This is a genomic window from Sphingomonas bacterium (genome assembly GCF_028289855.1).
In the GTDB taxonomy this organism is placed as follows: Bacteria; Pseudomonadota; Alphaproteobacteria; order Sphingomonadales; family Sphingomonadaceae; genus Sphingomonas.
The window spans coordinates 24,205-45,052 of the sequence record NZ_JAQGKZ010000008.1 but is presented as its reverse complement, the minus strand read 5'-3'; the positions used below and the strand labels follow the sequence as shown (position 1 = coordinate 45,052).

Annotated in this window: 25 protein-coding genes; 5 read left to right on the top strand and 20 right to left on the bottom strand. The window is 67.9% G+C overall.

Annotation, left to right across the window (positions count from 1 at the left end; all coding sequences use genetic code 11):
* The 9 genes from JWM94_RS00555 to JWM94_RS00515 all read right to left on the bottom strand — a co-directional run.
* Positions 1 to 519: efflux RND transporter periplasmic adaptor subunit (locus JWM94_RS00555; RefSeq protein WP_299419638.1), on the bottom strand; the 519-nt coding region annotated here is incomplete at its 3' end.
* Between the two features lie 131 nt (positions 520 to 650).
* On the bottom strand, positions 651 to 929 hold the full coding sequence (locus tag JWM94_RS00550) for a hypothetical protein (RefSeq protein ID WP_299419630.1): 279 nt from the start codon (positions 927 to 929) through the stop codon (positions 651 to 653).
* Between the two features lie 140 nt (positions 930 to 1,069).
* Positions 1,070 to 2,371 carry a UDP-glucose/GDP-mannose dehydrogenase family protein gene (locus JWM94_RS00545; RefSeq protein WP_299419626.1) on the bottom strand — a complete coding sequence of 434 codons (1,302 nt, stop codon included), beginning with the start codon at positions 2,369 to 2,371 and terminating at the stop codon, positions 1,070 to 1,072.
* Between the two features lie 297 nt (positions 2,372 to 2,668).
* On the bottom strand, positions 2,669 to 3,811 hold the full coding sequence (locus tag JWM94_RS00540; RefSeq protein WP_299419623.1) for an OmpA family protein: 1,143 nt from the start codon (positions 3,809 to 3,811) through the stop codon (positions 2,669 to 2,671).
* A gap of 137 nt (positions 3,812 to 3,948) precedes the next feature.
* Positions 3,949 to 4,449: a DUF2793 domain-containing protein gene (locus JWM94_RS00535; protein WP_299419619.1), complete on the bottom strand. Its 501-nt coding sequence runs from the start codon at positions 4,447 to 4,449 to the stop codon at positions 3,949 to 3,951.
* A gap of 14 nt (positions 4,450 to 4,463) precedes the next feature.
* Positions 4,464 to 6,617 carry a phage tail protein gene (locus tag JWM94_RS00530; RefSeq protein WP_299419615.1) on the bottom strand — a complete coding sequence of 718 codons (2,154 nt, stop codon included), beginning with the start codon at positions 6,615 to 6,617 and terminating at the stop codon, positions 4,464 to 4,466.
* Positions 6,618 to 6,995: a peptidoglycan endopeptidase gene (locus tag JWM94_RS00525; protein ID WP_299419611.1), complete on the bottom strand. Its 378-nt coding sequence runs from the start codon at positions 6,993 to 6,995 to the stop codon at positions 6,618 to 6,620.
* Entirely contained in the window at positions 6,992 to 7,786 is a 795-nt protein-coding gene (locus JWM94_RS00520; RefSeq protein ID WP_299419607.1) for a DUF2163 domain-containing protein, read from the bottom strand. The genes JWM94_RS00525 and JWM94_RS00520 overlap by 4 nt, the downstream gene beginning before the upstream one ends.
* A 110-nt stretch (positions 7,787 to 7,896) precedes the next feature.
* A complete protein-coding gene (locus tag JWM94_RS00515; RefSeq protein WP_299419604.1) occupies positions 7,897 to 8,343 on the bottom strand; it encodes a hypothetical protein in 447 nt (148 codons plus the stop codon).
* A gap of 84 nt (positions 8,344 to 8,427) precedes the next feature.
* Here JWM94_RS00515 and JWM94_RS00510 point away from each other — a divergent pair, with 84 nt between their 5' ends.
* Complete coding sequence (locus JWM94_RS00510; protein WP_299419601.1) at positions 8,428 to 9,237, top strand: J domain-containing protein; 810 nt, start codon at positions 8,428 to 8,430, stop codon at positions 9,235 to 9,237.
* 27 nt (positions 9,238 to 9,264) lie between these two features.
* Here the strand turns inward: JWM94_RS00510 and JWM94_RS00505 are convergent, their stop codons facing one another.
* The 4 genes from JWM94_RS00505 to JWM94_RS00490 all read right to left on the bottom strand — a co-directional run bounded on the left by JWM94_RS00505 (position 9,265) and on the right by JWM94_RS00490 (position 12,753).
* On the bottom strand, positions 9,265 to 10,635 hold the full coding sequence (locus JWM94_RS00505; protein WP_299419597.1) for a terminase family protein: 1,371 nt from the start codon (positions 10,633 to 10,635) through the stop codon (positions 9,265 to 9,267).
* Entirely contained in the window at positions 10,632 to 11,153 is a 522-nt protein-coding gene (locus JWM94_RS00500) for a hypothetical protein (protein WP_299419594.1), read from the bottom strand. The genes JWM94_RS00505 and JWM94_RS00500 overlap by 4 nt, the downstream gene beginning before the upstream one ends.
* A gap of 369 nt (positions 11,154 to 11,522) precedes the next feature.
* On the bottom strand, positions 11,523 to 12,368 hold the full coding sequence (locus JWM94_RS00495) for a hypothetical protein (RefSeq protein WP_299419585.1): 846 nt from the start codon (positions 12,366 to 12,368) through the stop codon (positions 11,523 to 11,525).
* Positions 12,369 to 12,582: 214 nt separating this feature from the next.
* Complete coding sequence (locus JWM94_RS00490; protein ID WP_299419581.1) at positions 12,583 to 12,753, bottom strand: hypothetical protein; 171 nt, start codon at positions 12,751 to 12,753, stop codon at positions 12,583 to 12,585.
* A 179-nt stretch (positions 12,754 to 12,932) separates the two neighbouring features.
* Here JWM94_RS00490 and JWM94_RS00485 point away from each other — a divergent pair, with 179 nt between their 5' ends.
* Together JWM94_RS00485 and JWM94_RS00480 are read left to right on the top strand one after the other, a co-directional pair.
* Positions 12,933 to 13,172 carry a hypothetical protein gene (locus JWM94_RS00485; protein WP_299419578.1) on the top strand — a complete coding sequence of 80 codons (240 nt, stop codon included), beginning with the start codon at positions 12,933 to 12,935 and terminating at the stop codon, positions 13,170 to 13,172.
* 121 nt (positions 13,173 to 13,293) lie between these two features.
* Positions 13,294 to 14,091, top strand: a complete 798-nt coding sequence (locus JWM94_RS00480; protein WP_299419574.1) for a Crp/Fnr family transcriptional regulator — start codon at positions 13,294 to 13,296, stop codon at positions 14,089 to 14,091.
* Positions 14,092 to 14,467: 376 nt separating this feature from the next.
* Here JWM94_RS00480 and JWM94_RS00475 read toward each other — a convergent pair whose 3' ends face one another.
* From JWM94_RS00475 to gntA, 3 genes are all read right to left on the bottom strand, one after another.
* Positions 14,468 to 15,010 (bottom strand): hypothetical protein, encoded by a 543-nt coding sequence (locus tag JWM94_RS00475; protein WP_299419571.1) that lies wholly within the window; start codon positions 15,008 to 15,010, stop codon positions 14,468 to 14,470.
* 168 nt (positions 15,011 to 15,178) lie between these two features.
* Complete coding sequence (locus JWM94_RS00470) at positions 15,179 to 15,766, bottom strand: urea carboxylase-associated family protein (RefSeq protein WP_299419568.1); 588 nt, start codon at positions 15,764 to 15,766, stop codon at positions 15,179 to 15,181.
* Entirely contained in the window at positions 15,763 to 16,467 is a 705-nt protein-coding gene (gene gntA / locus JWM94_RS00465) for a guanitoxin biosynthesis heme-dependent pre-guanitoxin N-hydroxylase GntA (RefSeq protein WP_299419565.1), read from the bottom strand. Before gntA ends, JWM94_RS00470 begins: the two co-directional genes overlap by 4 nt.
* 132 nt (positions 16,468 to 16,599) lie before the next feature.
* Here gntA and JWM94_RS00460 point away from each other — a divergent pair, with 132 nt between their 5' ends.
* Both JWM94_RS00460 and JWM94_RS00455 read left to right on the top strand, forming a co-directional pair.
* The gene (locus tag JWM94_RS00460; protein ID WP_299419562.1) at positions 16,600 to 17,190 is read left to right on the top strand and encodes a DUF4142 domain-containing protein; all 591 of its coding nucleotides are present in this window, start codon (positions 16,600 to 16,602) and stop codon (positions 17,188 to 17,190) included.
* A gap of 411 nt (positions 17,191 to 17,601) precedes the next feature.
* Positions 17,602 to 17,868, top strand: a complete 267-nt coding sequence (locus JWM94_RS00455; protein ID WP_299419559.1) for a hypothetical protein — start codon at positions 17,602 to 17,604, stop codon at positions 17,866 to 17,868.
* A 282-nt stretch (positions 17,869 to 18,150) separates the two neighbouring features.
* On the opposite strand, the gene dapF is transcribed toward JWM94_RS00455, so the two are convergent.
* From dapF to JWM94_RS00435, 4 genes are all read right to left on the bottom strand, one after another.
* Positions 18,151 to 19,113 carry a diaminopimelate epimerase gene (gene dapF / locus JWM94_RS00450; protein WP_299419634.1) on the bottom strand — a complete coding sequence of 321 codons (963 nt, stop codon included), beginning with the start codon at positions 19,111 to 19,113 and terminating at the stop codon, positions 18,151 to 18,153.
* Positions 19,114 to 19,215: 102 nt separating this feature from the next.
* The gene (locus JWM94_RS00445; protein ID WP_299419555.1) at positions 19,216 to 19,527 is read right to left on the bottom strand and encodes a GIY-YIG nuclease family protein; all 312 of its coding nucleotides are present in this window, start codon (positions 19,525 to 19,527) and stop codon (positions 19,216 to 19,218) included.
* A 66-nt stretch (positions 19,528 to 19,593) separates the two neighbouring features.
* The gene (locus JWM94_RS00440; protein ID WP_299419552.1) at positions 19,594 to 20,256 is read right to left on the bottom strand and encodes a glutathione S-transferase family protein; all 663 of its coding nucleotides are present in this window, start codon (positions 20,254 to 20,256) and stop codon (positions 19,594 to 19,596) included.
* 179 nt (positions 20,257 to 20,435) lie between these two features.
* Positions 20,436 to 20,840 carry a hypothetical protein gene (locus JWM94_RS00435; RefSeq protein ID WP_299419547.1) on the bottom strand — a complete coding sequence of 135 codons (405 nt, stop codon included), beginning with the start codon at positions 20,838 to 20,840 and terminating at the stop codon, positions 20,436 to 20,438.
* Positions 20,841 to 20,848: the final 8 nt, after the last annotated feature.

Here is a 20,848-nt window from a genome sequence, read left to right as displayed (position 1 = left end):
GGTGCGCGCGCCGGCGCGCGACGCCGCGAGTGCGTTCGCGGAGGTGTCCAGCCCGGCGGTCGAGATGAACCCGCCCTTCGCCAGCGACGCGCGGCGTCGATAATCGCGTTCCTGGGTGCCGGCATCCGATTGGGCGCGGCTGATCGATGCCTCCGCCTGCGCCAGCGATGCCTGCGCCAGCGCGACCTGCGCGCGGGTTTGCGCGACCCGCGCCCGAAGCCGCGTGGGATCGATCTCGGCGAGCACTTGCCCCTTGGTCACCGGCGAATTGAAATCGACGAAGACGCGCGTGATCTGCCCCGACACTTCGGCGCCGACCTTGATCGTGTTCAGCGCGCGCAGCTTGCCCGACGCGGTGACGCGGCGCACGACTTCGCCCTTGTCGACGGCTTGCGTGACATATTCATAAGTCTTTGGCGTCGGGCGCAGCGCCGACCAGAGCAGCAGCGCGGTGACGAGGCCGATAAAGATCGACCACCGCGGATGGCGCCCGACCCAGCCCCGTATTCTTTGCACCATCACCGATCCCCGCCTCGCGCACATGTCGTAACCGGGCAGGACCAGCTCTCCTAGTCCAATCTCGACCGGTTGGCGTGGAGGACATCGGCGACGGCGGCGGGCGCACAAACGCCGCCGCCGCCGGAATAGCGTCAGAGCGGGCCGAGCACGCCGTGGTCGCAGGTGCCATATTGCACATAGTCGGAATATTGCGTCCACGTGCCGTCGGTCGGCTGGTCGTAGCCGATCCCGAAATAGTAGCAGACCTGGTGATCGTGCCCGACCAGCGTCGTGTGCGACGCGTCGTCGTAATAATAGATGTCGTAGATCGGCTCGGGGCCGGTGGCGTTCGCCGGAGACGCTGCGGCCAGTCCGGCGCCCAGCGCGAGCACCGCATAGGCCATCGTACGACCGATTTTCGAATTGATCATCGCTCTCTCCCTTCGCAGCCTTGGCCGCGCTGGATGCGCGCCCAGAACGAGGAAAGGCTAGGCTCGCGCCTGTCAGCGGCCAAGCACAGACGAAACCAAATCGGGGCTAATCAATCACTTGGGCCACGACCCGTGCGCGATCAGCGCCCGACCGAGGAATACGCGAACCCCGCGCGCCGGACGTCTTCGGGCCGATAGACGTTGCGCAGATCGACCATTACCGGCGCGGTCATCACCCCGGCGAGCCGCTTCAGATCGAGCGCCCGGAAAATGTCCCATTCGGTCACGATTGCCACCGCATCGGCGTCGGCCGCCGCCTCGTACGGGCTTTTGCAATAGGTGATGTCGGGCATCATCGCCTTCGCCGCTTCCATCCCCTCGGGATCGTAGGCGCGGACGATCGCGCCCGCATCGAGCAGGCTCTGGACGATCGCCAGGCTCGGCGCGTCGCGCATGTCGTCGGTGTTGGGTTTGAACGTCAGCCCCAGGATCGCGACGGTCTTGCCCTTGGCGTCCTCGCTCAGCGCCTTGATGATCTTGCGCCCCATCGCGCGCTTGCGCGTGTCGTTGACCGACACCACCGCCTCGACGATCCGCACCGGGGTCTCGTAATCCTCGGCGGTCTTGAGCAACGCCAGCGTGTCCTTGGGAAAACACGACCCGCCATAGCCCGGCCCGGCATGGAGGAACTTGCCGCCGATGCGGTTGTCGAGCCCGATCCCGCGCGACACGTCCTGGACGTTGGCACCGACCGCTTCGCACAGATCCGCGATTTCGTTGATGAAGGTGATCTTGGTCGCGAGGAACGCATTGGCGGCGTATTTGATCAGCTCCGACGTCCGCCGCCCGGTGAACAGGATCGGCGATTCGTTCATGTAGAGCGGGCGATAGACGTCGCGCATCACTTGGCGCGCGGCCTCGTCCTCGGTCCCGATGACGATCCGGTCGGGGCGCTTGAAGTCGCCGATCGCGGCACCTTCGCGGAGGAATTCGGGGTTGGAGACCACCGCGATCTCCAGGTCGGGGCGTTCCTCGCGGAGGATTTCCTCGACTCGGTCGCCGGTGCCGACCGGGACGGTCGATTTGGTGACGACCACCACCGGTCCGGTCACAGCCGCGGCGATTTCCCTGGTCGCTTCGAATACGTAGGTCAGGTCGGCATGGCCGTCGCCGCGCCGCGACGGGGTGCCCACCGCGATGAAGATCGCATCGGCGCCCGCGACCGCGCCGGCCAGATCGGCGGTGAAGGTCAGCCGCCCCGCGGCGACGTTCGACGCCACGAGCTGCTCGAGCCCGGGCTCGTAGATCGGCATCCGCCCGGCGTGCAGCGCGGCGATCTTGCTCTCGTCCTTATCGACGCACACCACGTCATGCCCGAAATCGGAAAAGCAGGCGCCCGACACCAGGCCGACATAGCCCGATCCGATCATCGTGATTTTCATGTGAGTCCTCGAAGTGCAGACGGAGCGTCCGGCTCTGCGCCAGATCGTGATGCGACGGCTCTATCGCAAGTGCGGAATTTGTCGAGGAGCGGGTGGTTTTCTAGCCCTCTCCCGCAAGCGGGAGAGGTGTAGAAGGCTAAGGCGCCGCGGCAAAGCCGCGTCGTCGGCCGAGACGCTGCGCACTCGCCGGCCGGTTGCGCGACCGGGCGGAAAATAGCGCCGCTATTTTCCTGTCGCGCAACGAAAAAGGGGCCCGGTTTCCCGGACCCCCAATTCTTGTCTGCGAAGGAAGTTCGCTTACGAACCCGAACCCGGGCCGTAGGTGATTTCCACGCGACGGTTCTGCACTTCGCGGACGCCATCGGCGGTCTCGACACGCGGGCGGCTTTCGCCGAACGCCTGCTCGGTGACCACCGCTTCGGGGATCGCATGCGCAACCATGTACGCCTTCACCGCGTCGGCACGACGCTGCGAGAGGCCCACATTGTACTGCGCCGAACCCGAACGGTCGGCGTGACCCGCCAGCATGACCTGCGCATTGCCGCAGTTCGCATACTGACCGATCGCGTTGTCGAGGATCGACGCCGCTTCCGGCGTGATATCCGACTTGTCCCAATCGAAGAACACGATGAACGGACCAGGCGAGCACGGGATCGCAACCGGCGGCGGCGGCGGCGTGGGCTCAGGCGGCGGCGGCAGCGGCGCCGGCGGCGGAGCGACCACGACCGGCGGCGGCGGCTCGCCGAAGTTGAAGGTGAAGCCGCCGAGCAGGCTATGCGAGCGGAAACGCCCGTCCAGCGTGCGACCGGAGACGTCGACCAGCTTGACGTTCTCGGCGTTGAAGAAGCGATACTTCAGCGTCGCGTCGATATGGCTGGTGATCGGCGCGCGGATACCGGCGATCGCCTGCCAGGCGAACACGGTGTCCGAATCGTCGAGGAACGAGCCGTAGGTGTTCAGCGCGTACTTGCCCGCCTTGATGCGAGCAACGCCGACACCGCCGCCAACGAAGCCCTGGATGCCGTCATCGTCGCCGAAGTCGAGCATGCCGTTGACCATGAAGCTCAACGCCGAGGTGGTGCCACCGGCATAGTTGAAGCTGCCCGGAACCGCGAACACGGCGCCACCGGCGGCATTGAATGCCGGGGTACGAAGCGTCGAGCGCCAATTGTTGATGTTGGCACTCTTGTAGGCGACTTCGGCTTCGATCCGGAACATTCCGAAATCGTACCCGACGTTACCGCCGACATCGTACCCATAGTCGTGATCGACCTGAGCGGCGTCCTTGGTCACGGTAGTACCGGTCGTGATGTCGAAATGTATGTCTTCGACAATCATCGCGCCGCCTTCGACGCCAACATACCACGCCTTGTCGCGCGCCAGCGCGGGCGTCGCAAGTGCGGTTGAAGCGAGCGCCACGGCAATGGCTAGCTTGCGCATCTATATCCCCTTTCGAAATGTCACTACGGACAGCGCAAACTCACTACTCAATGGTTGGTTTCCGCGCAAGCGAAACAAAGCGGCCCCGCTGTGGCGCTGGCGCAACACTTTTTGCCGGTTTTACGCCGCTTTGGACTTCAGCTCGCGATCAGGCCGTGCGCGCGCAACGCAGCGAGAATCGCGGCAAGCGCGGTGCGTGATTCGGTATCGACCACCGTGCCGCCCGACGGGTCCGGAATTGCCGCCTGCCGAGGGCCGACCACCGCGTCGCCACCGATGACGAGATGCGCCGCCGTCTCCTCGCCTAATGCCCAGTCGCTGTCCCGGAACCTGACCGTAAGCGCATCGGCCGCGACCCACACCGCCATGCCCTCGACCGGCGCGACGAACCGCCACCCGGACGCCGACCAGCCCGCCACATGTTTCGCCTTGCCCGCCCAGGCGCCGGTGGGCGCGTTGCCCAGAATCCACGATTGGCCCGATTCGGGTGCGCCTGGTGGCGTATCGACTCCGATCGCCTCGACTGCGGGCTGAACGACCAGGTCGAGCGCGGCGAGGGCCTCGTTGTGGAACATTTCCTTCTGCGCTTGGCCGGGTTGGAGCAGCGGCAGCGCGAAGCGGTCTGTGGTGTCGGTCATAGCAGCGGCTTTCTTCAGGGAATAACGAGTCGTGCGGCGGGCGATTCGCCGAGTGTGCCGATCTGGCGGACGTCGATGATCGTCCCGCTCGCGGCCTCGCCGGTCTCGAGCGGGCAGATCCGATCCGCCAGCGTTATGCTGCGTGGCGTCCCCGACAGTGGCACGATCGACACGCGATAGGCTTCATTTTCCTCGACCAGCGGCACATCGCCGCCGTCGATCCAGCGGAACCCGGCGCGGCTGCGGCGCGCCCAGGTCAGCACCGGCGTGCCGTCGACCGTCGCCAGCCGCAATTGGACCGGGCTCGGCGGCCGCACCGAGCCGCCAAGGATCGCACAGTCGCCCGCGGCCGGGCCGCCGGTGTCGCCGATCCCGCTCGCCAGCACGCTGACGCCCGATCCGATCGCGGCGACCGGCACGTCGATCGTGGCGACCGAATCGATCGCCAGCAGCACGAATCGGTCGCCGACCGCCTGCGCGCCCGCCGCGGCCTCGGTCCCCCGCCGCCCGCGCCACAGCACCGACAGCCGCCAGCGCGTGTCATCGATCTGTTCCGCCCGGCCGAACTGGAGCAATTCGTCGCCGGCCAGCGCGAGATTGGCGCCGTGGTCGAGCGCGGCGTCGTCGGCATCGCCCAGCACCATATCGGCGCGCGCCAGCTCGACCTCGATGACGCTGGCGCGGTCGATCAGCGTCGCGGGCGCCGCGCCAGGCGCGGTTGCGATCGTGCCGAGGATGGCGGGCGCCGCGCTGGCGCCGCCGTCGCGCCAGCTCGCGCCATCGTCGAGGCTGTAGAGGATGCTCGCGCGGCGCCAGCCGGGCTCGGTCCCGTTCGCCATCACAGACAGGCGCGGCGCGGTGTTGGGCGAATCGCTCAAAGCAGGCAGTTCGGCGACGTGGAGAATCGTCGCGCCCGCAACCAGGTCGGGGGCGGGCAGGGCGCGGCCTGGCGACGCACTCGCCACCGGCCCGGGCGGCGTGACGCGCGCGCATGTCAGCGTCGTCACCATCGCCTCGAGCGACGCCTCGGTCACGCGCCAGCGCCCCGCTTCGCCGTCGATCGCCAGCAGTGCGCCCGGTGCGATTCCGGCCGCCTCGGCGGGCAGCGCGATCGTCCGCTGCTCGCGCTCGGTCTCGGCGCGGCGGAGTAGCGTCTCGGCCAGCGCCTTGGCGGTTGCCGCGCTCAGCACGGCGGGCACGTCGACTCGCTCGTCGCGCGTCCCCGCGCCCGGCCGCCGCGCTTGCTGCACGCCCGTCTGGTAATCGCGGAGCGGGTCGTAATACGCGACGCTCAGCGCCCTGGGCACGCGCTCGACCGGCATCACCGTGCGCCGTGTCCCGGCCTGCGCGCCCGGCGCCGCGAACCCGTCATCGGCGACCGCGACAACCGGCTCGACGGCATCGGTCATCGCCAGCGCACCGCCGGCGGGAGCGAACCGCGCGCCGCTCGCCATCGCCAGCAACCCGGCGATCTCGCGCGCCGACGCGCCATAGGCCGAAAAGCCATCGACCGTCGCTGCCACCCCGGCATCGGCGATCGCGCCGCCCGCCAGTTCGGCGGCGATTGCACCGGCCCCGACCGCGCCCGCATCGGCGATCAGCTCGAAGGTCAGCGACGGGATGCGGTTGCCGAAATCGCCAAGCTGCATATTCTCGAACACCGCATAGGCGCAGCCGCGGTGCGCCGAGGTCGCGCCCGCGCCCTCGATCGACGCGATCAGCGGGTCGGGCGGCTGGTCCTCGCCGCCCGAATGCAGCCGGAAGCCCGTCGGCGTCTTGAAGTCACCCGCGCTCCCGCGCAGCAAATTGCCGTCGGCCCAGATCCGCCCCACCCCCTGGATCGCGCGCGCTGACAACAACACTGCGAAGGAAGCGGCATAGCTGTAGGTCGTGTTCGACGGCTGGCCCTTGCGGTGGCTGGTGGTGCGGCTTTCGATCAAATCGGTCGACCAGATCACGTTGCCCGCGACACGCATCGTCCCGAACACGCGCGGAATTTGGCTGCCATAACTCGACGTCTGGAGCGCGAGGTCGGTCAGCCGCGGGCCCTCGCGCCCCTTGGGCTTGAACAATTCGCCGTCGATCCGCTGCCCGACCAGCGCGCCGATCGCGCCGCCCACGGGGCCGCCGATCAGCCGTCCGACAGTGCTCAAAACCAGCGTCGCCATTCACGCCTCCCGAATCCAGCAACCCAGCACGGCCCAGGGCAAGGGCGCCGCCCGCTCGACCACGCGGCGCAGGCCCGCGTCGGCGTGGATCACGCCGCTGCCAGTTGAGATGCCGAGATGAAGCTGCCCCGGCCCCGGTGCGACCAGCACGACCGCGCCGGGGCCGCCGCCGGGGCCGAACCCCATCGCCGCCAATTCGGCCTCGATTCGCGCGCGCGGCGCGGCGCGCAATGGGTAGCCGGTCGGCACCTCTACCGCCCACGCCCAGGCGGCCAACCCGACGCAGTCCAGCCCACGCAAATCGCGCCCGTGCAACCGGAACGGCACCCCCAACGCCTCGCGCGCCCGCACGAGCGCGCGCGCCGAAGATATTGTCACGCGCCCGGATACCGCGTCAGCAGGTCGATCCCGGGCAGATACGGCTCGCCGCGGAAATTGGCAGCGTTGGCGAACCGCGCGGCGCACGTCGCGAGGCTCTTGTCGCATCCCTCGATCAGCTCGACGAGCGCGCCAGCGGGGTCGACATGCGGGGGGCTACGTAAAGTCAGCGTCGCGCCGTCGGACGCGGCGATCGCACTCTCCAGCCCCGAATTGCCCCCGCCGATCCAGCGCAGCAGGCCATTGCCATAGGCGTTCGCGAGCGGCTCGTCGGTATCGACCGTCAGCAGCGTGTCCTCGCTCGCCGTCACCCGCGCGAAGCGCCGCCGCCCCGCCATCGCCACGCGGCAGCGCGCGTCGCCCAGCTCGGCGCGGCATTCGGGCAAGGTCGCCTCGCATACCGGGCGGTCGAGCAACGCGGCGATCCCGGCGAGCTCGGCGGTGAACGATCCGTCGCGCAGCTCGACTTGCCCGATCCGCCCCTCGCCCAGTTCGGCGATGACCTCGGTCGAGATCCAATCGATCGCGCGCACCACCACGCGCGCGCCGTCCCACCGGCCCGCGAGCAAATCCGCCTCCCCAATCGCCGCGCCGCCCAGCGCACCGCTCACATCCATCGTGTCGGCATCCAAATCAGCCGAACGCCGGATCGCCGATGGCGTCATCCCGGGCGCGGCGCGATAGGCGAAGCCGTCGATCGTCAGGTCGCGCTCGTGGCTCGTGAGCCCGGCCGCGACCCCGTCGCGCCGCTCGATCCGCCAGGTGAGCGCGATGGTGGAGAGGGTGTCCATGGCGACCTCGATTATTAGATGATGTGCTCCGGCGCAGGCCGGAGCGCTGGAAGGAGAGCGATGCGGGAGCCGCCAAGGCTCCGGCCTGCGCCGGAGCACCGCGCCTGCCGCTATGCCTCGCGCACCTCGACCAGCGGCACGCTTGGCGCCGCGCCCGCCAGGAACGTCGCGAGCGACACGATCAGCCGGTCCTCGGCGACGCGTTCGGGGCGCAGCGCGAACAGCTCGCCAACGCGCCCGCGCCCGTCGTCGAGCACCTGCACGAACGCATTGCCGTGGAGCAACAGTTGCGCCGCGATGGCCTCCAGCAGTGATTGCCCCGCTGAGCGGGCACCGATCAGCGCAGCCAATTCGGGCGACGAGGCGACCAGCGGGGCATCCGCCACGCCTTCCGCGACGAGCTTCACGCTACGCTGCGCGATCGCGTTGTCGACGAACCCGGCGCGGACTTGCGCATCGTAACTGCGCGGCCAGTCGCCGACGATGGTGGCGGCACCGTAGCGCGACAACGGCGGCCGCGCGTCGGCGGGCGCCGTTTTTCGTTGGAAGAGTTTCATGATTTTCCTTCCTAATTCCTCCCCGTCCCGGGGAGGAATTCTCCATGCTTGCCCCGGCCCCGATTTCGTCGCACGCTCAAACACATGGCCGCCCGCCGACAGAAACCAGCGATCGACCCGGCCGACCCGTATGCGGTGCTCGGCCTGAAGCCCGATGCCGACCTCGTGGCGGTCCGCGCCAAGCGCCGCGCGTTGCTGCGCCAGGTTCATCCCGACACCGCCGGCGACATGCCCGACGCGGCCGATCGCACCCGCGCGATCAACACGGCTTATGCCGCGATCGCCGAACGCCTGCGCCGCGCCGCCGCGGTCGAGGAGCGCGCCGCCAATATTCCGATGGTCGATATCGCCCCCGCGCACGCCTGGGTCGCCTCGCCCTATCCGATGCCGCCGCGGCGCCATGGCGGCGCGACGCTCGGCATGATCCTGGTGTTCGTCGGGCTGCCCGCAATGGCGATGACATTGCCCGGCGTGCCCGGCCATGTCGTCCAGATCCTGCGCGGCGACGACGTCCGTGCCAGCGCGTTCGCGTCATCCGGGCTGCGCCAGGTCCGCCGGCTGCTCACGCCGTCGGGTTTCGCCGCGCCGTCGCCGCCCGCGCCCGTCGTGGCGCCCGCACCGCCGACCGTGGCCGGGATCGCCACCGACGACGTCGCGCGCGCGATCAAGCAACGCGACCGCATCGCCACCCGCGACGGCCCCGACGGGGTGATCGCCTATAGCCAGAAATGCGCCGTCCGCGCCGCGCGCCACGCGACCCCCGCGGCGATCGATTTCTGCGCCGCGTTCGACGCCGCCGCCGACCGCCTCGACGAGAGTGCGACCCGCGCCGCCTATGCCAAACTCGGCGCCGACCCCACGCGATTGGACGCGGTCAAGGCGCTGGTGAAGTAAGCCATTCCTCCCCGGCACGGGAGGAATTTACATTCGCCGCACCCCCACCTTCCGCACTCGCTTCAACAACAATTCGCTCAGCGCCCACACCAGCGCATCCGCGCGGTCGGGCGACCGCCCCGGCCCGGCATAGCCGCCGCCGGTCAGCATCCCGCACAATTGATCCTCCAGCGCGGGGAACGCGCCGGCGTGGCGCACCTTGCCCGCTTCGTAGAGCAGCGACACCGGCTCGGCGCGCGCGACCTTGCCGCGGCTGGCGTGGACCAGCACCAGCGGCAGCGTAACGTCGGCCCCTTGCAGCACCGCACGGACCATCGCCCCGCCCTGGTTCTTTTCCGCCACCACGCGGTCGGCGCCTTGCCGCTCAGCGCACTCCGCGACCGCCGCCGCCCAGCGCGCGGGGCTGACCCCCGCGATGCTGGCGTCCTCGAGCACATAGCCCAGCCCGTCCTCGCCGAGCCCGACCGCGACGATCCCGCACGCGTCGCCCTGCCCCGATCCCTCGTCCTCGCGCTCGCCCCCGGCGGGCGGATCGACCGCCACCACCACGCGCGTCGGCACCGGCGCGTCGGCGGGCGCGATCCGGCACGCCTCGATGACGCTCCGGGTCCACAGCGCACCGTCATGATCGTCGAGCAATTCGCCGTCGAGTTCCTGCCGGCCGAGCCGGGTGCCGCCATATTGGTCCATCATCGCCGCCAGAAAGCTGGCCGGCAAATGCGGGTTGTCGCGGCTCCGTCCTTGCGTGATTGCATCGGCTTTCTTCGCCAGCGCGACGACGTGGTTGACCAGCGCAGTCGAGCGCGGCGTCGTGGTTACTAGCACGCGCGCATTTTCCGCGCGGCGCAATCCCAGCATTAGATTGCTGAACGCGGCCTCGCCGCCATGGCCCCATTTGCCGACCTCATCGCACCACGCGGCGTGATGCTCCGGGCCGCGCAGCATCTCTGGCGCGCCAGCCGAATAGACCGTCATGATCGCGCCGTTGCCGAACCGCACTTCGCCGCTCGCTTTCCACCAGCGCGCTTCCAGCCCGCGCGACCGCGCCACCGTCAGCACGCCTGCGGGGCCGTCGACCATCACGCGGCGCGCATCGTGGAGCGTCGCGCCGACCAGCGCGAAGCGCCCATCCGGCACGTCCCGGGCAAGTTCGGTCACCCATTCCGCGCCAGCGCGCGTCTTGCCGAAGCCGCGCCCGGCCTGGATCAGCCAGACCAACGGTTCGCCGTCGGGCGACAATTGGCCGCGATGCGCCCAGATCGGCCAGCGCGCGATCAGCTCGCGCCGCTGGTCGAGCGTCAATTGCCGCAAGGCGCGGCCCTGCTCGTCCGGCGGCAGCGCCGCCAACTCGTCGATCAGCGCGCGGTCGTCGGTGAAGTCGCTGGATACCTCCGTCATTCGGGCTTGACCGCCATCCGCTTGCGCGCCGCCGCCAGCGCCTTGCGCAACGCCGCATTGGTCTCTTCGCGAGTCGCCGCGATCGGCCGCACGCCATGCCGGACATGCTGGCCGTCGCGCCGCCCGCGATACTGGCGCAGCACCGCCAACGCGCGGTCGAAATCGAACGGCGGCGCGTCGGCGGCCACGTGCGTCGGATCGGCCGGCTCCAGCGCCTGGCCCGCGCCGCCATGTTCGAGCACCAGCGCCTCCAGCGCGTCGTATCCCGTCGCCAGCGCATCGCGCCATTGCTCGACGAACACCGGGTCGCGCCCGCGGTTGTAATAAGCCGTCGACACGTCGATTCCGGCATGGCCGCACGCCATCCTGACGTTGCACGTATAGGCCAGCGCGTCGAGAAAACGCTGGCGCTTTTCGGGTGTAAAGGCGTCGGCCTTCGGCTTGCGCCGCCGCTGCGGCTGGCCGTCCGCATGCCGGGCAATCGCGTCGTTCTCGCCGCTATCCTTTGGGGGCGCCACGTTCTTCTCCCTCCCATGAAACAAAAAATTAGCGGTGCCAATTTCCGATTCGCCGAATGATGGCCGGCAGAACGCAGGTCCGGTCGACGGCGCGAATTCACATCGCGCCTGCTCCGTTGAAAATAATCAATGTGCACCGGCCGCCGCGGCAAAAGTCGCCCTTCGACTGCCTGCAAGGCAGGCGCTCAGGGCAGGCTCGTCGGACGAGCCTCCGGCTCGCTGGCCGGCACTCGCCGTCTCGACATTAGCGTCGCTAATGTCGTCGGCTCGTGCCCGACTCGCAATTCTTCAGCGTTCCCGATATGTACCCAAACAGCGCAACGCTGTCAAGCACAAATAACCTATCTGGATATTTTCTTACACGCCGGCTTACTCGGCCAGCGCCGTGAGCTCTTGCGCGCTCACCGACTCTATCTCCTCGAACGCCGCATTCGACAGGCGGAGCGGCGTCCGCCCCGTCGTGCGGCGATAGGCGCGCAACAGCGCCGACAGCATGTCGCCGATCGCTTCACCCTTGGCGCGCCCGACGTCGGCCTCCCCCGGCTCGCCATGCATGGCGTCGCTGGTGAGGTGCGCGGCGAGTTTGGCGAGGCCGGCGGGCATCACGGCGCCCGCGACTCCCTCGATCGCGTTGTCGGCCATGGTCCGCCCGACCGCCCCGTGCAACGATCCGGGCCCGGCATGCTCGTCCTTGAGCGCTGTCACCGCCGCCCGGTGCCGCTCGTAATCGTCGCACAGGTCCGCCCATAACGGTTCCGGCAGCGCGACCATCGCGCGCCACCCTTTCGTCGCCGACCGGCCATTGACGGTGTAGACCAGGACGGTGAACGCGATCGCGCCGGCAACCGCGATCAGGCCGAACCGGAACAGGCCATTGTCGGTGAGTCCCCCCGACCCTGGCGGCGGATCGATCTCGATGATGAACGCGATCACCACCGCCAGCACGCCCAGCATCCCGGCCAGCACCGGCGCCCGCAGGATCAGGCCGAGCCGCCGCGCCCGCGCCTTCGCGGCGAAATCGCTGAACGTCGCGAGCTTGAGGAGATAATTCACCGTCAGATAGCCGGGGATGTACGCGCCGGGCGCATCGGGGCACGGCGCGAAGCAGCCGATCGTCGTTTGGGCCATGACCCGCACCGGATCGGGCGACTCGTCGGCGTCCTGGTCGAGCAGGACCAGATCGGCGAAGGGCAGCACGGGAGGATCGGCGGGCATCAGCGCCCCAATCCGCGTGTCTCGGCGACGGGCGCGGCGGGTCGGCTTGTCGACGGATAGCCGACGATATGCGGGTCAGCCGTCGTGCGGGACATGCGGCGAGCCTAACAGCGCGGGCGCGAGGAGTCATGTCGCATTCGTAACGACGCGTGGGGCCGCAATCGGGCTGTCCGGTCCCATATCCAGGCGGTCGTGAATTTGGCGGCGATTAACACTAGACCACCCGCGCCAGCCCCGGCTGGTCGTTCAGTTCGTCAACGCGCTTCTGATATTCTTCCGCCATCTTGAGGTGCGCGGCGGTAACCGCATTGTCCTCGCACGTCGCGGCGATCTGCCGTTCCTCGTGCGCCCGGCGGCGGAAATAGTCGAGATTGTCGGTCTGCATTTTCACCTCCTTTGCGTTATGGCGACGGCAGAAATGTCGTTTCGGGCGCAGAGTTCCGCAGTCGGCGGAAGTTTTTTGCGGCGGCGGGCGGAGGCCGGTTTTTCGCGCCGCCTCGCGCAAAATCTCCTTCACCTGCATCAACCCATGCAACGACTTCGCCGCATGCCGGTTGACGCGATATGGCGCACTATTTCTTCCACCTCCACGAATGCGGCACCGTCACGCGCGACGAGGAGGGAAAGGACATGCCCGATCTGGCGGCGGCGCGGCACCATGCCGAAACCGCGGCGCGTCACATCATGTGTGCCGAGGTGGTCGACGGCGACCTTTGCCTGTCCTGTCGCATCGAGATCGAAAACCGCGACAGCGGCGAGCGGACCGAAATTCACTTCCGCGACGTCGTGAATATTACCGGCTGACTTCATAACAAAAGTTAGGTGGCCGACGAAAACGGGTATAGGGCGGCTTCATTAGCGGCCGACCCCGGCGTCCCGCTGACTGAGAGATGCGACGCGCTCCCGCCCTGACTGCGGAGCCGCCATGTCCATCCTCCCACTCTCCCCGCTCACGCCGATGCTGCGCAAGTTGCAGCGTTGGGCGGCGCTCAGCGACCCCGATCGTGCCGCGTTGCTCGATTTGCCGCACAAGATCCGCCATTTGGCCCCCAACCAGTTCATCGTCCACGAAGGCGAGAAGGCCGGCTATTCGTGCGTCCTGCTCTCTGGCTTCGCGGTGCGCCACAAGGTCGCGGGCAATGGCGGTCGCCAGATCCTGTCGCTGCACATGGCGGGCGACCTGGTCGACCTGCAGAATTCACTGCTCGATGTCGCCGACCACAATGTCCAGGCGATCGGCCGGGTAGAGGCGGCGTATATCCCGGTCGAGGCGATCACCGCGCTGGCGGCCGATCATCCCGCGGTCGGCCGTGCGATGTGGCGCGAGACCTTGGTCGAGGGGTCGATCTTCCGCGAATCCCTGCTCAACCTGGGGCGGCGCGACGCCCGCGCGCGGACCGCGCATTTCCTGTGCGAAATGGCGCTCCGGCTGGAAGCCGCGGGGCTGGCGGTGCGCGAGCGGTTCGAGCTGCCGGTGACGCAGGAGCAGATGGGCGACATGCTCGGGCTGACCTCGGTCCACGTCAACCGCACGCTGCAGTCGCTCGGCGCCGACGGCATCATCGATCGCCGCCAGCGCGACGTGGCGATCCACGATTGGGACCGGCTGGCCAAGACGGGCGATTTCGACCCGGCCTATCTCCACCTGGGCGGCGCCGTCCCTGCCCAGACGGGGGCCGCGGCGCTGTATGGCCGCGAGACGGTGCGGCCCGACGCGGCCTAGGCGATCCGATTGCGGACATCCGGATAAGTCGGCAGATCGTTCTCGATTTGCGGACATGGGGAACATCGTTACCCCACAGGTAAAAGGAGGCATGCGTGAGCAAGGAATGCGCGAAGTGCGGCGGGACAATGACGGTCGGTGTCATTGTCGGTCGCAACCACGGCTCAAGCTATCCTGAGCGTTGGCAAAAAGGCGAGGCCATCGTCAGCAAATGGTGGGGTTTGCGGGAAGACAGGAAAGCGCAGCTGGACGTTGAAACGTGGCGTTGCACGAGGTGCGGGTACCTTGAGAGCTACGCGGTCGAGAAGCCGTAATATCCTGCACAACATCGCGGGTCACAATCCACACCCGCTGCATGAGTCCAGGCTTACCTCGGCTATCCGTCCCAACGCGGCCCCTTGCACCCATCCCCCAACAAAACCTGCGATAGCCGCCCTTCGTCGGGGTGGTCCTTGTCCCGCAAGTAAATGACATCGTCGACGACGGCCCGGCCGTTTTCGCGAACCACGACCGCGGCCACATTCCAGAGCAGCTTAAATGTCGGTTCCGCGTATGTGAGTTTCACATACACGCGGGCGGAGCCGTCTTTTCCGGGCTCGGTCTTCTCGATGCGAAAAGCCTGCGGAGTCGATTCCTCATCGCTGCCCGAGTAGACGCCCATCTCCAACTGGCCGAACGGCGGCTTGTCGGTGGTGCCGGGATTCTTTCGATACCAGTCGGCGAAGCAGGCCGTGTTATCGTCGAACCGACGAAGCAGTGCCTTGCTGAAATACGGCCCGAAGACCTTTCGATCGCCCATGCCCGCAATCGGATGACGCGCCACTACTTGCTTGTAGAAACCGGCGACCGTCGCTTCGGCCTGCGCCGCCGGGACGGACGGCTTGCCCTGCGGAACAGCCTGACCGCATGCCGAAACCATCGGTAACAGCAGAAGGCAGGCACACCTTGCCGGGCCGGATGGGCCGGAGATTATCATGCCCAGCAACTATAGTTGTTCAGCAGGGGTGTCGATCTTCGGTGGCGATCCAAGCGCGGTTGCCTAACAGCGGACAGACCGGAGCCCACCACCAGCGGTCATTCGTCAGCCTCAGTCCACGCGGTACTCGATCGGCTTGAACGTCCCGCCGTTCGAGTCCGGCGCCGAGCAGGCGGTCAGCCCGATCACCAGATCCATCGCCGCGCGAAACGCGATGCTGTCCCCCGCTTTACTGATCGGCGGGAGCACGCGCAGCTTGCCCGTCTCGCCGTCGACCGGCACGTTCATGAAGCAATTGAACGCGGTCGGGATCATGTCGGGCGTCACGCCATAGGGCGCGAGCGCCTCAGCCAGATTGCCGAAGCAGCCGCGATGCACCGGCAGCGTGGGATAGAAATGCGCGAACGTGTCGACCGAGCACGGCGTCAGCAGGAAATCGTGCCGCCCGACGGTGTCGCCGACGATCTCGAGCATCGCGCGGCTGCGGTTCGAATAGAGTGTGTGCCCCGTCGTCAGGTAGATCGTCTCGGCATAATCGAGCGTCCGTCCGGATGAGATCGCTTCGCCGATATCGTCGGCGTTGAACGCGAGCAGATCGGCGACTTGCTCGCCGCGCGGGTCGATCACCGTCAGCGTCGCGCCCTTCGCGAGGGTAAACGCGGTCCCGCTCCGTTCCGGGATCGTGACCGTATCGCTCATGCGTCGCCCGCGTACCGGAACGGGCAGCGCCATTCGTCGTCGACCGCGCGCCCCGAATATTGCCGCGCCTCGCTCGCCTCGCCGTGGCGCGCGAGCATCGGGTTGCGGCTCCCCGCGACCGCCTCGTCGCGGACCATGATCTTCTCGCGCATGTTTTCGTACCGCCCCGCGGCGCGCAATTGCTCGAACTGGTCGTGCAGGTTGAACACCATCGTCGGCCGCGCGAAGCGCCGCGCCGGGCGGCTGGCGTTGGGGTGCAGGCCCACCACGAAGAACGCCTCGCCGCCGAAGCTCAGCGAGAAATGCTGGTCCATCGGGTCGGCGCTGACGCGCGCATCGTAATCCTGGCCGCGCCACACGTCCTTGTCCGACAAGGATTGCACGCGCGCCCATAGCGCGGCCTCGAAATCCGCCTCGCTCAGATCCTCGGGCCCCTCGAACACCACCGCCAGACTGCGGAACAGCCCGGGGTCGGCGCGATAGGTATGCGCCCAGCCGAGCAGCCCGTCGTGGATGCGCAGGTCGTCCCACGAACTGTCGATCGCAGTGCAGCCGAGCACTTCGAGCGTGCCCTTGGCTGCCGCCGCCTTGGCGCCGACGCACGGGAAATCGGCCGCCGCGACATGGCCTGCGAGCAATGTCTCGAGGTCGTGCTGGGCGGGGTGGGGTGCGCGGAACGGGGAGGGAAACGTCGGTGTCATCCGCTTCTATACGGCCGGGGCGGACCTTGTGTTCCGGGGATTCGTGCTAACGCAAATCAGCCTCGCCTATCGCCCCGGAACGCGCCCAAACGTCGAGCGTTCAGCCGCCGATCCACCATAAGGACGCCGGCCATGACTCTCCACAATCTGCGCTATCTCACCCCGCTCGCGCTCGCCATCGGCCTGGCGGCATGCGGGTCCAAAACCACGACCATCGACACAACGAACACCGTGACCGACGTCGCGTCGAACACCGACGTCGCGATGAACGCGACCGGGGATGCGGCCGCCGCCACCCCCGCGCAGGCGTTCGCCGACAAGGCGGCCAAGTCCGACGCGTTCGAAATCGCCGCCGCGCGGCTCGCCGCGACCAACGCCTCGTCCGCCGCGGTCAAGGATTTCGCCACCAAGATGATCGCCGCGCACACCGATTCGACCATCAAGATCAAGAAGGCCGCCGAGGGCGCCGCCCCCGCGATCGTCCCCGACGCGACGCTGACCGACGAGCAGAGTGCGAAGCTCGCCGATCTCGGCAAACTCAAGGGCGCCGATTTCGACAAGGCCTATGCCGCGGGCCAGGTCGCCGCGCACGAGGAGGCGCTGGCGCTGATGACCGACTATGCCGCCAACGGCGACGCGCCGTCGCTCAAAGCCGCCGCGGGTGAGATTGTTCCGGTGGTGAAGGGGCATCTGGTGATGGCGCGGGCGCTCCCAGCGAAATAGCGGGACGCTATTTCGCGGCGCGCCAACGGCGCGGGGAGCGCCCCGGTCGGCGAGCGGTCCTGCGCACTCGAAGGACCGGCTCGGCCGACGGCGCGGCTTTGCCGCGACGGACCTCGCTCCCCAGCGCGCCGCGGCAAAGCATATCCTGAGCGCCTGCCTTGCAGGCAGTCGAAGGGCCGCGTCGTCGGACGGGGTCGGCTTCGCCTCCCGCCGGCCGCGCTGCGGGCTGCGCTTTCGCGCACCGGAAAATAGCGTTGCTATTTGCCTGCCCTTGCGAGAAAACGCGACGAACCGTGCAACCATCGGTGATGGACGCGGTTTAGTTCGCGCTTGCCGCCTCTGTGCCATTTCCGGCATGAGGGTTGTCAGCGGGCGCAAATGATTCGACTCCGCCAAAAGGGGATGCCTTACATGAAGAAGACCTTGATCGTCGCCACCGCCGCCGTCAGCCTGTTCGCGCTCAGCGCGTGCAACAAGACCCCGGCCGCCGACAACGTCGTCGCCAATGCCGACGCCGCCGCCGACAACCTTGTCGACAGCACCGACAACATGGCCGACGCGATCGTCGACAACGCCACCAACACCGCCGACGCGATGAAGGCCGATGCCTCGAACGCCGCCGACGCGATGAAGGATCATGCGGCGAACAAGGCCGACGCGATCGACGCGAAGAAGTGATGCGATAGGCGCGGCCACGCCCGCGCCGATGCGCGCAAGCGCAATCGCATCACCGGACAGGGCACCCATGAAAGTACTGCTTTCATGGGACCCCCCGCGGACGGCTCTAGCCGATTCGGCCGACGGCTTTGCCGTCGGCACCGCCCGGTGAAAAAAGGAAAGCGGCGGGGCCAGTCTCCGCCGCTTTTCGTTTGTCCACATGCCCGTTCCACGCCGCCGGCAAAGCCGTCGGCCGGATCGAGCTACGCTCGTCCGCCATCGGGTCCGGTCGGGCGGTTGCGCCTATCGGCGCACCGGCGCGAGCGCCGTCGCGCCTACCACCCGACTCCAGGCCGCGATCTCCTCATTGAAATGCCGCTCGACCACCACATCCCCTGCCAGCGCACGGTCGAGGTCGATCGCCGCCGACCCGGCCCATTCCCACGTGGCATTCCCCGACAGCCGCACCATCCCGTCGGCCTGCGCGCAGCCATGAACCAGCCCGCCCGCGTTGCGCAGCGTCACGGCTGCGTCGAACCGCGTCCGCTCGGTCAGGCACGCCGCGAACAGCGACGCCGCCATCGCGCTGCCGCAACTGTCGGTCAGCCCCACTCCGCGCTCGTGCGTGCGGACGAACAATTCGCCCTCGCCGCGCACCTCGACGAACGACACGTTGGCGCGGTTGGGCAGCCAGTCGGGCGCCGCCTCGCAGGCCAGCCCGACCGCGACCAGCTCGGCGTCGTCCACCCTGTCGACGAACGCGATCAGATGCGGGTTGGGGATCGCCACCGCGGTAAACGCGCGCGTGCTCGGCAATCCGGAAACCGGCATCTGGACGTTCTGGTGCCGCCCGATATGCATCGGCCAGCTATCGACATCGAGGCTCGCCGGTCCCGCCAGCTCGCCGATCGTCACCACCCCGGGCGCCAGATCGGGGTCGCGCCGCACGTCGGCGCCGGAGGTTTTCAAATGCACCAGCGCCTGGTCGATCCCCAGCGCGTCGAACCCGGCGCGCGCGACACAGCGCAGCCCGTTGAGGCACGTCTCGGCTTCGCTACCGTCGCTGTTGAACATCCGCATCCCGAATGCGTGCTGCCCGTCGCCATCGGTCAGCAGCAACAGCCCGTCGCTCCCCACCGCCCCACGGCGGTCGGCCAGCGCGCGGGCGATCGCGGCCCAGTCGGCATCGCCACGCTCGACCCCGCGCGCATCGACCAGCGCGAAATCGTTGCCCGACCCGTGGCACTTGATGAAGTCGATCCGCATGGCCGGGGTGTAGCGCGGGCGGCGGGCGGGTTCAATTTGGAGGTGTGGCAACATGCTTCTTCGTCACCCCGGCCTTGTGCCGGGGTCCGCCTCGATGCGAGGCTATGACGCCAGTGGCGGAAGACCGAGGCTAACCCCAAGGTCGTTCCACGCCGGATTGTCGCGTTCGATCAGGTTGCGCTTGAACTCGCGGCGATAGCGCTTGAGTTGCTTTTCACGTGTGATCGCGGCGTCCATCGTGTCGGCGGTCTCGAAATAAACCAGCCGTTTGATCCCGTATCGCTTGGTATAGCCGTCAAATGCACCGTCGCGATGTTGGACGATGCGACCGATAAGGTTCGACATCACACCGACATAGAGCATGCCATCATACGCGTTGGCGAGGATGTAGACGCACGGGACCCGCTCTCTCATCAACGACATTGTTTGACGGACCGCGGGCCCCGGCACAAGGCCGGGGTGACGGCTAGATCGACCGCATCACCCCAACGCCGCGACCATCCGGCGTTCGCCCTCGACCATCGCGGCAAAGCTTGGCCGCGCCAGGATCGCCTCGAGATAGCCGACCGTGCGCGGCCAGCGTTCCGCGTCCACGCCGACGCCGCAATGCGCGAAATTGACGAACGGGCTGGCCACCGAAATGTCGGCCAGGCCGATCGCATCGCCGACCAGGAAGCCGCTGTCGGGGACGATCCGCTCGAGATAGTCGAGCAGCCGCGGCAAGTCGGTGTCGATCGCGCCCTGCGCCGCCGCCTCGTCGCCCGGCTGCTTCAAGAATTTGGGCGCGACGATGCGGTTGAAGAACACCTTGCCACCCGCCGCCGCGACCATCGTGTCGCCGAATTCCTCGAACCAGATCGTCCGCGCGCGGTTGGCGGGGTCGGCCGGGATCATCGCCGGCTCGGGATATTTCGCCTCGAGATAGGTGATGATCGCGGTCGAATCCGAAATGAAGAAGTCGCCCCCGTTATCGCCGCCCGGATCGCGGAACGCCGGCATCTTGCCGAACGGGCTCGCCTCGACGAATTCGGGCCCGCCCCGCCCCATGCCAGACGGCACCAGCTCGGCGCTCAGCCCTTTTTCGGACAGGTACGCCATGACCTTGCGGACGAACGGCGACAAAGTGGATCCGTAGACGATCATGATGGTCTCCCGGCGCTTGGGGTGAACACGATGTTAGGGTAGCGGGCGATCATCCGCCAGCCGATCGCGCGACCTGACAGCTAGCTCGGGCAGCGCCCGCGATCGTTGCGGGCACGATCGCCACGCGGTTGCGCAGCCTGCGCGCGCGCTCCATCGGTGCCCGGTCCTCGCTCATCGCGTCACCGGTCGCGATCCTTGCTCTCCAACGCGCTGCGGCGATTGGTCAGGTCGACCATCATCGTCCGGCGCGTCGTCTTGAAACATTCCTCCATCGCGCGGTTCGCGGCAAGCCGCATCGACCGGCGCTTGCTGGCCGACAGCGCGCGGTTGTTCAGCGCCGCGAACTGGGGCTTGGTCGTCACGAAACACTGCACCATCGTGGCGCAGCCGACTGCGTCGATGGCGGCATCACCGGTCGATTTGACCACCCGGCAGGTGGGCGTGTCGTCCTGAAAAATCAGCACCGCGCGCCAATCGTCGAGCTTGCGGATGCTGCGCACGATGATGTCGTTGGATGGGTCGGGCGGCGGCGGATCGGTCGCCGCCGTCTGACCGATCGCGAGCAACGCGAAGAGTGCGATCATCCGTCCGA

Excerpts from the sequence above, each read along its gene's own strand:
- JWM94_RS00550 (WP_299419630.1), bottom strand. The coding sequence starts at position 929 with ATGATCAATTCGAAAATCGGTCGTACGATGGCCTATGCGGTGCTCGCG.
- JWM94_RS00505 (WP_299419597.1), bottom strand. The coding sequence starts at position 10,635 with ATGACGGAGGTATCCAGCGACTTCACCGACGACCGCGCGCTGATCGAC.
- JWM94_RS00440 (WP_299419552.1), bottom strand. The coding sequence starts at position 20,256 with ATGATCGTCTACGGATCCACTTTGTCGCCGTTCGTCCGCAAGGTCATG.
- JWM94_RS00490 (WP_299419581.1), bottom strand. The coding sequence starts at position 12,753 with ATGCAGACCGACAATCTCGACTATTTCCGCCGCCGGGCGCACGAGGAA.
- JWM94_RS00485 (WP_299419578.1), top strand. The coding sequence starts at position 12,933 with ATGGCGCACTATTTCTTCCACCTCCACGAATGCGGCACCGTCACGCGC.
- JWM94_RS00470 (WP_299419568.1), bottom strand. The coding sequence starts at position 15,766 with ATGAGCGATACGGTCACGATCCCGGAACGGAGCGGGACCGCGTTTACC.
- gntA (WP_299419565.1), bottom strand. The coding sequence starts at position 16,467 with ATGACACCGACGTTTCCCTCCCCGTTCCGCGCACCCCACCCCGCCCAG.
- JWM94_RS00495 (WP_299419585.1), bottom strand. The coding sequence starts at position 12,368 with ATGCCCGCCGATCCTCCCGTGCTGCCCTTCGCCGATCTGGTCCTGCTC.
- JWM94_RS00435 (WP_299419547.1), bottom strand. The coding sequence starts at position 20,840 with ATGATCGCACTCTTCGCGTTGCTCGCGATCGGTCAGACGGCGGCGACC.
- JWM94_RS00510 (WP_299419601.1), top strand. The coding sequence starts at position 8,428 with ATGGCCGCCCGCCGACAGAAACCAGCGATCGACCCGGCCGACCCGTAT.
- dapF (WP_299419634.1), bottom strand. The coding sequence starts at position 19,113 with ATGCGGATCGACTTCATCAAGTGCCACGGGTCGGGCAACGATTTCGCG.
- JWM94_RS00540 (WP_299419623.1), bottom strand. The coding sequence starts at position 3,811 with ATGCGCAAGCTAGCCATTGCCGTGGCGCTCGCTTCAACCGCACTTGCG.
- JWM94_RS00545 (WP_299419626.1), bottom strand. The coding sequence starts at position 2,371 with ATGAAAATCACGATGATCGGATCGGGCTATGTCGGCCTGGTGTCGGGC.
- JWM94_RS00530 (WP_299419615.1), bottom strand. The coding sequence starts at position 6,617 with ATGGCGACGCTGGTTTTGAGCACTGTCGGACGGCTGATCGGCGGCCCC.
- JWM94_RS00445 (WP_299419555.1), bottom strand. The coding sequence starts at position 19,527 with ATGAGAGAGCGGGTCCCGTGCGTCTACATCCTCGCCAACGCGTATGAT.
- JWM94_RS00455 (WP_299419559.1), top strand. The coding sequence starts at position 17,602 with ATGAAGAAGACCTTGATCGTCGCCACCGCCGCCGTCAGCCTGTTCGCG.
- JWM94_RS00515 (WP_299419604.1), bottom strand. The coding sequence starts at position 8,343 with ATGAAACTCTTCCAACGAAAAACGGCGCCCGCCGACGCGCGGCCGCCG.
- JWM94_RS00520 (WP_299419607.1), bottom strand. The coding sequence starts at position 7,786 with ATGGACACCCTCTCCACCATCGCGCTCACCTGGCGGATCGAGCGGCGC.
- JWM94_RS00475 (WP_299419571.1), bottom strand. The coding sequence starts at position 15,010 with ATGGTTTCGGCATGCGGTCAGGCTGTTCCGCAGGGCAAGCCGTCCGTC.
- JWM94_RS00460 (WP_299419562.1), top strand. The coding sequence starts at position 16,600 with ATGACTCTCCACAATCTGCGCTATCTCACCCCGCTCGCGCTCGCCATC.
- JWM94_RS00480 (WP_299419574.1), top strand. The coding sequence starts at position 13,294 with ATGTCCATCCTCCCACTCTCCCCGCTCACGCCGATGCTGCGCAAGTTG.
- JWM94_RS00535 (WP_299419619.1), bottom strand. The coding sequence starts at position 4,449 with ATGACCGACACCACAGACCGCTTCGCGCTGCCGCTGCTCCAACCCGGC.